The organism is Pontibacter anaerobius (assembly GCF_026241195.1).
Lineage (GTDB): Bacteria > Bacteroidota > Bacteroidia > Cytophagales > Hymenobacteraceae > Pontibacter > Pontibacter anaerobius.
On the sequence record NZ_JAPFQO010000012.1, the window covers coordinates 78,559 to 92,675 of the forward strand.

Below are 14,117 nucleotides of genomic sequence, written 5' to 3' on the forward strand. Positions count from 1 at the left end.
TTGATTTATACTTCTCCCGCTGTTCCGGACATCCTTGTCCGGAACCTTCCTGCCGCGGATTTACTAATCCGCATACTTATACTTACATAGCCGCTGCTTTCTTTAACTGGAAACAAGCTATCCTCTCTAGTTACTGCTCATCCTCAGCCCTACAAGAGGCTCGTTGCACCTCATGCTTTGGCGCCCTCCAGCCCGGGAGGGCTCGTCTTCCCGCATCGCGCTGGGACCTTTTCCTGCCCTCGTGCCTCGGGCTGCCTTCGCTCCCGCTCGGCACCGGAAAAGCTCCAAAGGCGCTCAACGGAAAGACTGGGATCAGTTTTCGATAGCCATCGCTATACCACTTGAACCGGACTCCCTCTCCTGTTCTTAGGAGAGGGCTGGGGTGAGGTAAATTCCCCTCTCGGGAGGGGTTAGGGGTGGGTTCATGCAGTACCACAACAACAGTGCTTCTCCTTTTATAAAAGGTAGCACCCTCTATAACTCCACCACAAAAGCCCCCGACTCAGCCACATCAAAGTATGAAACACCGAGCGTGTCGAGCTGCTGGCGCAGGCGCTGACGGTGCCACGGCGAGTTGGAGCCATCGAGTATAAGCTTATTGAATGTATACTGCTGCAGCTGCTCCGGCTTCAGGCGCACATTCTGGCGCAACAGGAGGTAATCAACCGCAAAACCGACCTTAGGCTGCATTTTGGGTGGTTTTGAAAGTATAAGCCAGCGCTGCCCCTGCCATACCAGAAGTTGGTTGCTGTCGGGCAGCAGAACAGTTGGCGCGACAGAAGAATTATGCAGATTTACCAGCTGCGGCTGCTCAACGCCCAACTGCCACAGGTGCGGCTGCACGTTGAAAGTATAGTTCTGTGGATTCTGCTGCAGCACTGAGTCAGCCACCAGCATGGCCTGCTGCCCCTGCACCAGCCCAATGCCTGTACTGCCGCGCACGCTGTACACTACCAGTTGCCGCTGCTGCCTTTGCTGCACAACTTCCCTAATCTCCTGCACCGAAAGTAGGGCCGCTATGCCTACAGCTATACTCAGGTAGCGCAGCCTCTTCAGGGCCAGGAAAAGTATGACCGATAACATCAGTAAGTATAATAACCAGGTTTGCCACACACTGATGTCGATGCCGGTGAGTATGGACTGCGGCCAGCGCTGCAGCCAGAGATTAAACTCGTTCATCCCCCAGATCAGCCAGAAATGCGCTTTAAAAAGTAACTCACTTAAAAAAGGCACCCAGCTGAAAGCCAGCGCAGCCACCCCCGACCACAGCACAAAAGTGGCCGCCGGCACCACGATGATATTGGCCAGCCAGAAGTAGATCGGGAACTGGTGGAAGTACAGCAGCCCCAGCGGAAAGGTAGCCAGCTGCGCTGCCAGTGCCACGGTAAAATATGCCCATACTTTGTCCAGCAGCCAGTTATCCACTTCCAGGAGGTTGTATAGCTGCGGCTGCAGGTACACTATGCCCAGCACCGCCAGAAACGACAGCTGAAAGCCCACCTCAAAGAGGTTATAGGGGTTGCTATACAGCAATACCAGGGCCGCAAATGCAATGGTATTATAAACAACCGTACGCCGCTGGAGCCCCAGCCCCACCGTTACCAGGCTAAACATCAGCACCGCCCGCAGCACCGACGGCGAGAGCCCTGTGATAAACGCATACAGCCAGAGCACAGCCAGCACAAGTATGGCCCCAAGCCAGCGCTGCCTTGCAGTGGCCGAAAACCGCGCCAGCACCAGCATCAGCACCGTATAGATCAATCCCACATGCAGTCCCGACACTGCCAGCACGTGCATGGTACCCGTATCGGCGTAAGCCTGCCGGATGCTATTGTCCAGCTCGTCCTTCACGCCAAGTATAAGCGCAGAGGCGATGGCGTACTCCCGCTTCTCCCCCACCCGCTCGCGCAGCATCTCGTCTAACCGCCGGCGCAGCTGTATGCTATAGTATAAAACAAGGTTTGAAGGTTTGGAAGAGATCTTCTGGTACTGCAGCGGCTGCAGGTAGTGGCGGTGGTGTATATTTTTGTTCGCCAGAAAGGCTTTGTAGTTGAACTGGTTCGGGTTGAGAGCCGCTGCAACCGGCTGTGGAGCGCCCCTCACCAGCAGCACATCACCGTAACTTAGCTCATAAGCCCTGTCAGAATCATGGGGCACGGAGAGTTGCACCTTGCCGGTGGCTTGGTGCCAAACTCCGTCTACCTTTACTTGCTGCACCTGCAGTACCGTGCTCTGGTAGCCGGGCTTCTGCAGCACATAATCCTGCACCATACCTTTGTAGTGGCTAGGTGAGGATTGGAGGTGCGCAATGTGTCGCGGCTGGTTGAGTTCGGTGCGCTGGTGCGTGGTGGCAAAGCCAAGTGCCATAAACGTAAGCAGCCCAAGTATACCGGCTACATCGCTGGCAAAGGTGTTTTTATACCTGATGCTAAGTATGGCGACGGCCAGAAACGAGGCAAAGAAAAAGGCAAGAAGCCAGAGCCCGTGCCCCAGTTCCCTGCCCCACAAAAAGTATAGCACAATACCCGCCACAAAACTGAGCGTGATGCGCACGAACGGGTATGGCGCCCACCGCAGCATCAGCCTTTATATACCATTTTATAGTGCTGTATGTCGCACTCTGTAAACATGTCGCCTTCCTCCGCAAAGCCGTGGCGCTTGTAGAAGTTTACCGCCGGCAGTTGCGCATGCAGGTAGATCTTTTGCCCTGGCTGCTCCGCCTTCACATCCTCCAGCACCAGCTTCAGCACTTCGGCACCTACACTTTTACTGCGAAACTCCGGCAACACGGCAAATCGCTCCAGCTTTACGCCGGCCTCGGTTTTGCGCCAGCGGGCAGCGCCACAGGGTACTCCCCCGTAAGTAGCCAGGTAATGCCTGGCCGTAGATTCGTGTGCATCATACTCCGACTCGCGGGGCACCTGCTGCTCCTGCACAAATACTTTCTCGCGTATGGCAAAAGCCGCTTTCAGGTCTTCTTCTCTGGCGGCTTGTTTTACCTCGATCATGGGGCTTAAGTATAAAAACGTAGAGACGCAACAGGTTGCGCCTCTACAAATTGTCTAGAAAAGTATAAATCAATATTCCGGTACAGAAAGTTCGGCTGGCAGTTATTCTGCCAGCTGCTGCCTTCTGCTGCGGCCGTTCACCTTTACAGGCGCACCTTCTTCAGTCGCCCTGGCTTCCTCGCGGGCAGCACGGCGTTTCTCCTCCAGCTCGCTGTAGGCGTTCACGATGTCACGCACCAGGCGGTGACGTACCACGTCCTCGGCGCTCATCTCCACAAAACCGATGCCCTTTACACCACGAAGGATGTTGAGGGCCTCCATCAGGCCGGAGCGTTGGTTGCGCGGCAGGTCTATCTGCGACCAGTCGCCGTTTACCATCAGCTTGGCGCTAGGTCCCATACGCGTCAGGAACATCTTCATCTGGGCCGGTGTGGTGTTCTGGGCCTCATCCAGCAGCACAAAGGCATTGTTCAGCGTACGGCCACGCATGTAAGCAAGCGGCGCAATCTCGATAATCTTGTTCTCCTGGTAATACTTCAGCTTCTCCACCGGGATCATATCCTCCAGGGCGTCATAGATCGGGCGCAGGTACGGGTCCACCTTATCCTTCATGTCGCCGGGCAGGAAGCCCAGGCTCTCGCCTGCCTCTACCACGGGTCTGGAGATGATGATCTTCTTGACCTCCTTGTTTTTGAGGGCGCGCACAGCCATCGCCACCGACACATACGTTTTACCGGTACCGGCCGGGCCTAGAGCAAACACCAGGTCGTTTTTCTCCACCGCATCCACCAGCTTCTGCTGGTTAGGGGTTTTAGCTTTGATCACGCCGCCCTTGCTGCCGTACACGATCACGTCTGAAGAAGTTATGATTACCTCTTCTTCGGTTATCGAATCCGTGCCGAGGTATCTATTTACACTGTTATGCGTAATCTTCCCAAACTTATGATAATGATCTATCAGCGAAGACAGGATTTCGTGAATTTTAGTGATCTCAGGGGTCTGCCCCTGTATCTTTATCTCGTTACCTCTCGAAATGATCTTGCTGCTCGGGAATGCCGCAGCAAGCTGTTTGATATTTTGATTCTCTGTCCCCAGGAAATCAATGAGTGAGATATTCTCTAAGGTTATTACTTTCTCTACCAAATGTTTAGCCTCTTATATAGCTGGTTAGGAATATTTTCTTTAATTTAACTAAATTCAGTATAATTAATACAAATCTACTCAAATTATAGTTCGTAATATGGCTGTAATTACGTTTCTCTCGGACTTTGGATATAGAGACCACTATGTGGCCGCCGTTAAAGCCAAAATCCTTTCTCTGGACCCTCAGGTGCCTGTCGTGGACATTACGCATGCCATTGAGCCCTACAACATAGCGCATGCCGAGTATGTCTTCGGGTCGGTTTACCGGGATTTCCCGGAAGGCACCGTGCACATACTTGCTGTGGATACCCACGGTTGTAAACAAGGCAAATACCATGCTACAAAGTATAAAGGGCATTACTTTCTGCTGGCCGACAACGGCTTGCTGTCGCTGCTGACAGACGGGCAGCCGGAGCTGGTGGTGGAGCTGAAAACCGACACGCCTTACATGCCATCCCCGGCGCGCGACCTGCTGGCACCCGCCGCTGTGTTCCTGGCCAAAGGGGGCGACATAGATGTGCTCGGCGACCGCACCTCCAACATTAGGCAGCTGTTTAACCGCCAACTGCGCCTCGGCGACCACGCCATCACCGGCCACGTGATACACATAGACCGCTACGGCAACCTCATCACCGACATTACCCGCGACAGCGTGGAAACCATTGCGCATGGCCGCACCTTTACCATCCACTTCGGCCGCGAAACCATCGGGCGCATTTACCCCAACTACAACCAAGTGGATGACGGCGACTGCTGCTGCACTTACAACAGCGAGGGCCAACTATGCATCGGTATCAACAAGGGCCACGCTGCCGAACTCCTCGGCCTCGGCTTCGACTCGCAGGTGGATGTACGCTTTTACCCGGGGAATTGAATTCGTTGCTCGTTATTAGTTATTCGTGTTATATTTGACGGGCTACATGGTAAGGCCAGAGTGCTTTACTACCCAATAATGAATAACAAACAACGAATAACTATGTTGATTCGCATTGTCCGGATGACGTTTAAGCCGGAGAAGACGGAGGAGTTTCTGGAGCTCTTCCGTAATTCTAAAGATAAGATTCGCGCCTTTGAGGGCTGCCAGCACGTGGAGCTGCTGCAGGACCTGAAGCAACCAAACGTATACAGCACCTACAGCCTCTGGGACTCTGAGGAGCACCTGAACGCCTACCGCGGTTCCGAGCTGTTCGGGCAAGTATGGCCGGCCACTAAAACCCTTTTCGCCGATAAGCCGGAGACTTGGTCGTATACTTCAGTTACCATTTAACAGCTATCAATTATCAAGGTTAAGTAAGCTATACTTCTATTTTCAAACAATCCTGGCCCTTTTCCTGTACCTTTGCTACGTATACCTGATAACTGTTTATTGATAACTGTTAACTGTACCTATGAACTACTTTGAGTTTTACGATATACCTGAGAGCTTTATTCTTGACGAGAAGGCGCTGAAGAACACCTATTACAAGCTGAGCCGCGAGTATCACCCGGACTTCTACGCCAACGAGCCGCAGGAGAAGCAGCAGGAGATTCTGCAGCTAAGCACCCAGAATACCAACGCCTACCGCACCCTCTCCGACCCGGACCTGCGCATGCAGTATATCCTGAAAGAGCACGGGCTGCTGGAAGAAGGCAAGAACGAGCTGCCCGGCGATTTCCTGATGGAGATGATGGAGCTGAACGAGGAACTGATGGAGCTGGAGTTCGACTTTGACGCGGCCAAGCTGCACGAAATAGGCGAGAAAAGCAGCGGTGTGATGGCCCAGCTCGACAACGACATTCTGCCGGTTTTGCAGCGATATCCTGAGTTACACGGAGTTACCAAAGAAGAGGCCCTGCAGGAGATAAAAACATACTATCTGAAGAAAAAATACCTATTGCGCATTCAAGAAAGTTTATCTAAGTTTGCATCGCGTTCCTGACAGAGGAACATGCCTTGGTGGCGGAATTGGTAGACGCGTTGGTCTCAAACACCAATGAGGTAACACTCGTGCCGGTTCGACTCCGGCCCAAGGTACATTTAACAACAAAGAAGCCCTGTAAATCAAGTATTTACAGGGCTTTTTTGTTTTCGGGGGACGGTGCAGGGGACGGAATTCGTTAGTCAAATTACTTAATTTTGAGTAACCTTTATGTGCTAAGGTATCAAATCAATTAATTTTCCAACATAGTCAAAGCCACCCCCTATGGCTCTCTTAAATAATTCCTTTTCTGCTTCTTGATAAACTTTCTTTAGTAGAGGTAAGCTTTTTTGCCTCAATTGTGCAAACAACTTACTAAGCTTTTTAACAGTACTTCTCTTTGTAAGATTTGGTAAATCATTCTTTATACTATCAGCTTCTTTTATTAATAGAAGGTTTTCTTTCTCATTTTCCTTTAGAATGTTTATAGTATTCAAAAGAAAGTTATGAATCTTAATTTGTGTTTCTAAATTATAGGGCTTGATATCAGCATCCTCATCAACAATTTCGAAATCATCATAAAACTCCTTTTCATATTCATCTAGTATTCTTTCTTCTGGAGTAAGGTCAATCGAATTGTATTCTCTAATGAGACCAATCCAGTGGTTCAAAAGTTTTATTACTTCTTCTGCTGTAGTGTTGGTTTTGTATATATCTAACTTTTGACTGTTTGTTGGATTAAACTGAACTGTATATGTAATCTTATTAACATCTTTTTGTGGGTTAAAAACAGCAAATTCAAAATCAGAATCTTTTGCGATATCTCTAATAATGATTTCTGTTTCCTCATTTTTGATAACCTCTAAAACATCATCATTCTTGATAGTAACTTTTCTTACATCTTGAAATAATTTCTTTACATCTTGTAAGAAAAATAGAGGGTATTTTCTTTTATCTATCATCTATAGTTTTTTCAGACTTACCTAATACCTAAGCTAACCCTTAATATAAAGCACGTTTTTTTAATTCTTCTATCTCAATCCAATAGATAACGGCCCAAACCTGACTAAGCTTTCTCTAGCTATCTCAAGAACAATCTTACTAGACGAAGTCAAATCAACCCAATTAATCGGATGTGGCGAACTTATTTTAATATCCTCTTCTTTTAATCTCACATCTGTAGCCGTAACTAAGATATCAAATGTATAATTATCCTTTCTGTTAAATGGCTTTAGAGTTATATCAAAAGAATTGATTTGATTCTCAAGTGTAGGAAGATCTTTTATTTCTGCTAAATGGTGTCTGTCAGTTGACTCAGGTCTTATATGAATAAAATTAACGTTCTCTGGACAGGTAATGCCAAATGTAAATGAGGAGTAGTCATGAAGCCCTGTATTAGCAATTTTTATAGTACCTGTATAAAGTTTCGAGAATTTATATTCCTGTGTTGAACCGGTTAATATCACCTGTGAGTTTAACAGTGTATTTTCAACAGAATCATAAAAAGACTTTATTTCTATAGATTTACCAATTGGTTGTACCCTGTTTCTTCTATTGTCAAAGTACTGTTTTATGAATGCTCCGCATGCACCTCCACCCAGAAAACCAATTATAACTTGAACCCAATTAATTTGCTCCATATAGTATTTATAAACTTTGCTTCCTTAGATCGCTTAATAGCTACTATTGATTCATCGTTGTGGCATAACAAATATAGGTGTGACTAATAGCAGCTGTTTGAAAATTGAATTGTTTGATGTGAAATCAATAATATATTAGAAAACAAATATAAAAAGAAACAGCCGGTTAATACCGGCTGTTATCTAAAATTCTTCTGTTTCAAATATTGCTGAGTATTCGTCACAACTTGGACAATACAGGAAATACTCTACCAATTCTAACATTCCTGATTCTTTCCAATGTGGCTGCTCCTTTTCGGGCAGCTCCTTATAACTAAACTCATCTCTAGCCCCACCACACTTCCTACAGGGGTTAGTTTGCAATTTAAACAGCTCATGGATGCACATATGCTGAGCAGCTTTAGGTTTAGGCCTGTTATTCTGGTTACTCTTCTTATTTCTATTTCTTGATACTGGCATTTTCTTGCTGATTTAAATTCTCTAATGTTTTTCTATTCTTGTTCTCTAGTCTGTCATAAAACCTTATAGTAGTCTTATCTAAGGGCACTAGGTGAAGCGTACAGAACTCAAGCGGCACTTCTTTTATCTCATCCTTCTTAAGCCTCTGCAGCTCCTCTAAGAAGCTGTAATCGATGTAGAAGTCGGTATAAAGCGCAGAGATAGACTTAGAGCAATTCCAGACCTAACATTTAAATTCAGCTTTATTCTTAGTGACATACTTTGTGAGATATGTCCCCACCTGTTTAGGGTTCTTTGTGTCTACTTTTTTCACATCAAAAGCAGAAGAAGCTTTAAAGTGCTTATCCCTAGCACAAGTGCCTCCTGGTTACAGAAAATCATCAAGCATTCTCCTGCTACTTTCCTACACTGCAATATTCTGCACAGGCACAGCAACGATCAGGTATCTCACATCATTTCCATTGTGCTCCCGCTTCAGGCAATGCACCTTTGCTTAGGTTTTAACACAACCGAATTCAAACATTCCTAAAGCTGAAAACTATGAAAAGAAGAGTAACCGTTATTATCCTGCTCGTGCTGCTGCCCCTGGTGCAGGCGCAGGCGCAGCAAATACCTGCTATACACGGAAGCGTGGTAAACACGGAAGGCAAGGCCATAGAGTACGCAAACATTATACTTTTGAAGGCACAGGATTCCGCTGCCATTGGAAGTACTTTAGCAGATGAGTCTGGTAAATTCCATTTCACCTCCGTTAAGGCTGGCACTTACATTATCGCTATTAAGCAACTGGGGTATCAGCAGGCATTCAGCCAAAGTATAACGGTAACAGGACAATCAGTTACTATTGATCCTATCATGCTTACACCAACTATAAACCAACTGGCTGAAGTAACGGTGCAGGGGCAAAAGCCATTGCTGGAGGTGCAGGAAGATAAAGTAGTGATGCAGGTGGAAAACAGCGTGCTGGCTAGTGGCGGCACAGGTTTAGAGATAATTGAAAAGGCCCCTGGCGTAAGTATAGACCAGAACGGCGGCATTTCGGTTAATGGACGAGCAGGCGTAATGGTGATGATTAACGGCAAACAGGTAAACCTTCCGGCTGAAGAAGTAACCAATATGCTGCGTAATATGAGTGCCAATGCCATCGAGGCTGTTGAGGTAATTACCAATCCATCTGCAAAGTATGATGCCGCCGGAAACGCAGGTATCATCAACATCAGGCTTAAAAAAGGACTGGCCGATGGCACCAACGGAAGTATAACGGCTGGCACAGGTTATGGCAAGTATGGCAAAGCCAATGCAGGCATTAACCTAAATACCCGTGGCGATAACTTTAACCTCTTCGGAAACTATAACTACCTGTACAATAAACGCTTTGTAACACTAGATCTGAAAAGGAGTGTAACACACGAAGGCAAGACCACTTATTTCGACCAGTTTAACCACAGACCTTCATTTTCGCATAGCCATACTTACCAGGCCGGTGCAGACTTTACTTTAAGCAAGAACGATCAGTTGGGCATACTTTTTAATGGCAATAACTACATGATGGAAGTAGATCCCAGAAATACCACAGACTTCAGAAGCAGCCCGACTGCCGCGCCAGACTCCGCTTTGCAACTAAAAAACCACATCGATACGAAATGGTTTAATTACACGCTAAACGCTAACTACAAGCACAGTTTTGCACAGAAAGGCCATGAGATAACCGCAGATGTAGATTACTCAAGTTTCGATTTTCAGCAGAACGATAACATTACCACGAACTTTACTTTCACGAACCCGGCCAAACCAACTTACAGCCAGACCCTGCGAAGCGATGTACCTGCCGATATTTCCATACTTGTGTTTAAAAGCGATTATGCATTGCCGCTTGGCCAGGGCACGCAACTGGAAACCGGGGTAAAAATGAGCCAGGTGACAACCCAAACCGATATTTTGTATGAAGAACAGCACGATAACGTTTGGAGAACAGACGAGACCAGGACAAATGATTTCCTTTACACAGAAAACATCAGTGCAGCATACGTAAACTTTTCAAAACAAATCAACAAGTTCAGGATACAGGCAGGCCTACGCGCCGAGCATACGTTGGCCGAAGGAGAATCTGAAAGAGCGGAGAGTACAGACAAAAGAGACTACCTGGAGTTTTTCCCGAGCATTTCGGTAAAGCAGCAACTAAGCGACAAGTATAATGTTGGCTTATCCTATAGCCGCCGCGTGGACCGCCCTGTTTACCGCGACCTGTTCCCTTTCATCTTCTTCATGGACCCTTACACGTATGTGCAGGGCAACCCAAACCTGCAGCCGCAGTTTACCAATACCATCCAGTTATCTGGTAACTACAACAACCGCTATACTTTAACACTTGGCTACAGCCATACAGAAGACTTCTTTACAAACATTACCCGCCAGGATGATGAAACAGGGATAGGGTATGCCTCTAAAGAGAATTTCAAGGACTTCTACAATTATAACCTGAGCCTGATAGCCCCGATTGTAGTAACAAACTGGTGGGTGAGCAACAACAACGTAAGCGTGTTCTACAATGAGTTCAACACTTTTTTCCTGGGTGAGAAACTCGATATCGGGCAGTTGAGCGGCACTGTAAACTCCAGTAACTCCTTTAAACTACCAAATGGCTTAGCAATGGAGCTGAGCGCCCTCTACCAGTCTCCTACCGTGATGGGAGCCTTTCATGTAAAATCTAATTACAACGTGAATCTGGGCATACAAAAACAGGTGTTACAGCAGCGTGGCAGCATCCGGCTAAGTATAACGGATATCTTTAAAACCAGCAGGATGAGCAATACCATTGACTTCGCGAACATGAACATGGACATGGACAGCCGCTGGGAAAGTCGCCAGGTGCGCCTGAACTTCACCTACAACTTCGGCAACAAAGACCTGAAACCGCTACGCCGCAGAAGCTCCGTTTCTGAAGAGGAACTACGCAGAGCCAGCCAGTCGAATTAATTATTAACGCAAGTTGCGAGATGCAAAATTCATGAGTTCTCATCTGTTAGCGTGAACCCACCCCTAACCCCAATGCCGTCAATTTAAGGAAATGCTCTTCCGGACATCTCTGTCCGGAAGCCGTCTGCCGGGGACTTCCTAGTCCCCGTGTGGCTGCAGAACGCGGACTAGGAAGTCCGCAGCAGGTCAAGATCCGGACAAGGATGTCCGAATCAGCAATGCCCTCCCTTTAAAGAGGGCCCCTTGCCCCAGAGGGGAATATTTACTCGTGCATGTAATTCCCCTCCTCGGAGGGGTTAGGGGTGGGTAATAAATTACCAGAAAAAAGTATCACGCAACTTGAGTTGATTATCAGTCATTAGTAAATAAAAACCTAACCATTAGTACAATATATAACTATGAAAAACCTGTTTGTGCTAACATTGATGGCCTTTGCCTTAGCTGTAGCCAGCTCTAAAGCCAGGGCCCAGCATACTTCTAAAGCTCAGGAAATTGGACTTATTAACCAGACTAACTTTAAACCAGTTATTGATGGCTTTAAAGCGTATAATTCTGAGTTACGAAACTAACAGTCCGGCCCTTAAAACCATGATTTACTGGCGCATTTTACCGCATTGAAGTGGCGGATACTAAAATTTGTACTGTCGTTAGTCATTTAAAAACTTTCTGATAAATTCATGTAATTTTCACATGACACCAAAGTATAATGCCCATTAATAGCGAAATCTTACATAAGTATAAATGGCCTGCCAGCCTGCTATTCTGGCTTCTTGTGGGTATTCTTTATGTTTTGTACACTACTCTTCTTGACATGCATGTGTCAACTCCTCCAGTTGTATGGTATCAGCATAGCAGCTATAAAATTGCCGTTCACGTTGTCTGGGGAGTTGTAACTGTACCTTACCTGCAATTACTAAGCAAAGCCGGAGCACCCAATAAGTGGGTTAAATACATTTTACTAACCATAGTTGCTGCCGCCATCCATGCTTTGGTAAGTGTGATAAGCTACGGGTTGCTGGCATCCATAATATCTTTTGATACCACATTTGAGGCAGGGCGCTACTGGGATGGTGCTTTTACACATTTCTCCAAACTGTTCTTTATCAGCTGGCTTACGACCATCATCATCTTTGTAGCCTGGCTTGGCTGGGAAAACCTTCAGGCAAATCAAAGGCAGGCCAAGCTTAATACCGAACTGCAGTCGCAGCTGGTACAAACCCAGTTACAGATGCTGCGCATGCAGCTTAACCCTCACTTTATCTTCAATACCTTCAACACCATTTCGATGATGGTGCGGGCTAACAAAAACGAAGAAGCTACCGACATGCTGGCAAAACTGGCCGAACTGCTGCGCATGAGCCTATATAAAAATGAAAAACAACTGATTCCCCTGCACACAGAACTGGAGTATTGCCGCCACTACCTCGACATTGAACTGGTGCGTTTTAAAGACAGGCTAAAAGTTGAATTTGATGTGCAGCCGGAAACCGAAAAACTGCTGGTGCCGGGCATGATTTTACAACCTCTGCTGGAGAACGCTTTTAAACATGGCCTGATGAACTCCTTAGACTACTCTCCTATTCTTAAAATTGAAAGCCATCAGCTGGAAAATGATTTGATCATCAGTATTAAAAATACCGGTAAATTAGAAACCACGGTGTATAACGGAAATGGCATTGGGTTACAGAATGTGCGGGAACGCTTAAAACTGCATTACGGCGACAAAGCCCATTTTGCCATAGAGCAGCAAAACGGTTTGGTGTTGGCAAGTATAAACATAGCCTATGAGCAAGTATAAAACCATAGTTGTTGACGATGAGCCGGCTGCTCGCGAAGGTTTGGCTGCACTACTACAAGCCGATGCTGAGGTAGAGGTGATCGGTATCTGTGCAAATGCTTTAGAAGCAATAGACCTGATGCAGCACACGACACCTGATATACTTTTCCTGGATATCCAGATGCCTGAAGTTAATGGCTTTGAACTGCTCCGGTCGTTAGCTGTAGCTCCTCCTGCCGTAGCTTTTGTAACCGCTTACGACCAGTATGCCATTGCCGCTTTTGAGCACCACGCGATAGACTACCTTCTAAAGCCATTCAATAATGATCGCTTCCGCAACTGCCTTGCCAAGTGCAAAAGCGTAGTAGAGCAAAAGAACCAGGGAGACTTAAGCGAAAAGATCCGGCAATTGCTGCAGGAGCAGGCAACTCAGAAAGAAGAAAAACTCATCAGCCCGGTTACCTCTATCAATGCGCTGAACAAGCTTAGTATAAAAGCAAATGGTAAGATCCTTCTCCTGGACCTGAATGACATCTGGTACTTTGAGGCGGAAGATTATTATGTCAATATACACTACAAGTCCCAGCGCATTCTTATCCGGGACAGCATCAAAAACCTGGAGCAACTATTGGCAGAAAAGCAATTCTGCAGAATTCATAAATCATCACTGGTGAACCTGCAAAAGGTAACTGAACTGGAAAACCACTTCAACGGCGGTTTGATCATGAAGCTGCAGAACAACACAGAGCTTAAGGTAAGTAAGAACCACAAGCAAACGCTCCTGGAACGATTTGGATTAGGATAGCCAGTTGTGGTGGAATGAGCCTTTTTACCTAACAAAGGTTTTATTCCACATTGATTTGGAAAGCATGAACGTTATCGGAAGCTGCTGCAAAGGTAATGCTATTCACCGCTAAGGCTGTACATCATAGCTGTTCTTAACGCAGACAAAATGAGAGGCAGAACTTTTGCTACAATCTGTTAGCATAAATAAAATTTTATAAACAAGCTGCTCACACGATACAAACAGACATTCTAAAGCATCTGCAACCGTTAAAACCCACCAATGTCTGGCCCATAGTATAAAAGCCCTACAGATTTTCATCTGCAGGGCTTTTTTGTTTTAGGGGAAGATGTTTAGAGAACGGTACTCACTATTTTAGATCAGCTAACTCTAAAAAGCTGTAGTCAGTATAAAGCGCTGTAGTAGACTTAG

General features: G+C 46.6%; 12 protein-coding genes and 1 tRNA gene. 8 read left to right on the forward strand and 5 right to left on the reverse strand.

Annotated elements, in window-relative coordinates; translation table 11 throughout:
- Window positions 1-474 precede the first annotated feature (474 nt).
- From OO017_RS17210 to OO017_RS17220, 3 genes are all read right to left on the reverse strand, one after another.
- Window positions 475-2,580 carry a ComEC/Rec2 family competence protein gene (locus OO017_RS17210; RefSeq protein ID WP_266053934.1) on the reverse strand — a complete coding sequence of 702 codons (2,106 nt, stop codon included), beginning with the start codon at window positions 2,578-2,580 and terminating at the stop codon, window positions 475-477.
- On the reverse strand, window positions 2,580-3,008 hold the full coding sequence (locus OO017_RS17215) for a GNAT family N-acetyltransferase (RefSeq protein WP_266053935.1): 429 nt from the start codon (window positions 3,006-3,008) through the stop codon (window positions 2,580-2,582). Before OO017_RS17215 ends, OO017_RS17210 begins: the two co-directional genes overlap by 1 nt.
- A 102-nt stretch (window positions 3,009-3,110) precedes the next feature.
- Window positions 3,111-4,151, reverse strand: a complete 1,041-nt coding sequence (locus tag OO017_RS17220; RefSeq protein WP_266053936.1) for a PhoH family protein — start codon at window positions 4,149-4,151, stop codon at window positions 3,111-3,113.
- Between the two features lie 97 nt (window positions 4,152-4,248).
- Between OO017_RS17220 and OO017_RS17225 the strand changes: the two genes are divergently transcribed.
- The 4 genes from OO017_RS17225 (at window position 4,249) to OO017_RS17240 (ending at window position 6,165) form a co-directional block, all read left to right on the forward strand.
- Window positions 4,249-5,025, forward strand: coding sequence for an SAM hydrolase/SAM-dependent halogenase family protein (locus OO017_RS17225; RefSeq protein WP_266053937.1), 777 nt, complete (start codon window positions 4,249-4,251; stop codon window positions 5,023-5,025).
- A 102-nt stretch (window positions 5,026-5,127) separates the two neighbouring features.
- Window positions 5,128-5,418 carry a putative quinol monooxygenase gene (locus OO017_RS17230; protein ID WP_266053938.1) on the forward strand — a complete coding sequence of 97 codons (291 nt, stop codon included), beginning with the start codon at window positions 5,128-5,130 and terminating at the stop codon, window positions 5,416-5,418.
- A gap of 121 nt (window positions 5,419-5,539) precedes the next feature.
- On the forward strand, window positions 5,540-6,070 hold the full coding sequence (gene hscB / locus OO017_RS17235) for a Fe-S protein assembly co-chaperone HscB (protein WP_266053939.1): 531 nt from the start codon (window positions 5,540-5,542) through the stop codon (window positions 6,068-6,070).
- A gap of 11 nt (window positions 6,071-6,081) precedes the next feature.
- A tRNA-Leu gene (locus OO017_RS17240) sits at window positions 6,082-6,165 on the forward strand.
- Between the two features lie 120 nt (window positions 6,166-6,285).
- Here OO017_RS17240 and OO017_RS17245 read toward each other — a convergent pair.
- Window positions 6,286-7,011 carry a hypothetical protein gene (locus OO017_RS17245; protein ID WP_266053940.1) on the reverse strand — a complete coding sequence of 242 codons (726 nt, stop codon included), beginning with the start codon at window positions 7,009-7,011 and terminating at the stop codon, window positions 6,286-6,288.
- Window positions 7,012-7,080: 69 nt separating this feature from the next.
- Window positions 7,081-7,689: a Z-ring associated ZapG family protein gene (locus tag OO017_RS17250; protein ID WP_266053941.1), complete on the reverse strand. Its 609-nt coding sequence runs from the start codon at window positions 7,687-7,689 to the stop codon at window positions 7,081-7,083.
- Window positions 7,690-8,688: 999 nt separating this feature from the next.
- On the opposite strand from OO017_RS17250, the gene OO017_RS17255 reads away from it, so the two are divergent.
- The 4 genes from OO017_RS17255 to OO017_RS17270 all read left to right on the forward strand — a co-directional run bounded on the left by OO017_RS17255 (window position 8,689) and on the right by OO017_RS17270 (window position 13,706).
- Window positions 8,689-11,124 carry an outer membrane beta-barrel protein gene (locus OO017_RS17255; protein WP_266053942.1) on the forward strand — a complete coding sequence of 812 codons (2,436 nt, stop codon included), beginning with the start codon at window positions 8,689-8,691 and terminating at the stop codon, window positions 11,122-11,124.
- Window positions 11,125-11,522: 398 nt separating this feature from the next.
- The gene (locus OO017_RS17260) at window positions 11,523-11,693 is read left to right on the forward strand and encodes a hypothetical protein (protein ID WP_266053943.1); all 171 of its coding nucleotides are present in this window, start codon (window positions 11,523-11,525) and stop codon (window positions 11,691-11,693) included.
- 443 nt (window positions 11,694-12,136) lie between these two features.
- Window positions 12,137-12,922 carry a sensor histidine kinase gene (locus OO017_RS17265; protein WP_266053944.1) on the forward strand — a complete coding sequence of 262 codons (786 nt, stop codon included), beginning with the start codon at window positions 12,137-12,139 and terminating at the stop codon, window positions 12,920-12,922.
- The gene (locus tag OO017_RS17270; RefSeq protein ID WP_266053945.1) at window positions 12,909-13,706 is read left to right on the forward strand and encodes a LytR/AlgR family response regulator transcription factor; all 798 of its coding nucleotides are present in this window, start codon (window positions 12,909-12,911) and stop codon (window positions 13,704-13,706) included. The genes OO017_RS17265 and OO017_RS17270 overlap by 14 nt, the downstream gene beginning before the upstream one ends.
- Window positions 13,707-14,117 lie beyond the last annotated feature (411 nt).

Bases quoted from the DNA above. Each gene is read 5' to 3' on its own strand.
- OO017_RS17210 (WP_266053934.1), bottom strand. From the start codon at position 2,580: ATGCTGCGGTGGGCGCCATACCCGTTCGTGCGCATCACGCTCAGTTTT.
- OO017_RS17215 (WP_266053935.1), bottom strand. From the start codon at position 3,008: ATGATCGAGGTAAAACAAGCCGCCAGAGAAGAAGACCTGAAAGCGGCT.
- OO017_RS17225 (WP_266053937.1), top strand. From the start codon at position 4,249: ATGGCTGTAATTACGTTTCTCTCGGACTTTGGATATAGAGACCACTAT.
- OO017_RS17230 (WP_266053938.1), top strand. From the start codon at position 5,128: ATGTTGATTCGCATTGTCCGGATGACGTTTAAGCCGGAGAAGACGGAG.
- hscB (WP_266053939.1), top strand. From the start codon at position 5,540: ATGAACTACTTTGAGTTTTACGATATACCTGAGAGCTTTATTCTTGAC.
- OO017_RS17245 (WP_266053940.1), bottom strand. From the start codon at position 7,011: ATGATAGATAAAAGAAAATACCCTCTATTTTTCTTACAAGATGTAAAG.
- OO017_RS17250 (WP_266053941.1), bottom strand. From the start codon at position 7,689: ATGGAGCAAATTAATTGGGTTCAAGTTATAATTGGTTTTCTGGGTGGA.
- OO017_RS17255 (WP_266053942.1), top strand. From the start codon at position 8,689: ATGAAAAGAAGAGTAACCGTTATTATCCTGCTCGTGCTGCTGCCCCTG.
- OO017_RS17260 (WP_266053943.1), top strand. From the start codon at position 11,523: ATGAAAAACCTGTTTGTGCTAACATTGATGGCCTTTGCCTTAGCTGTA.
- OO017_RS17270 (WP_266053945.1), top strand. From the start codon at position 12,909: ATGAGCAAGTATAAAACCATAGTTGTTGACGATGAGCCGGCTGCTCGC.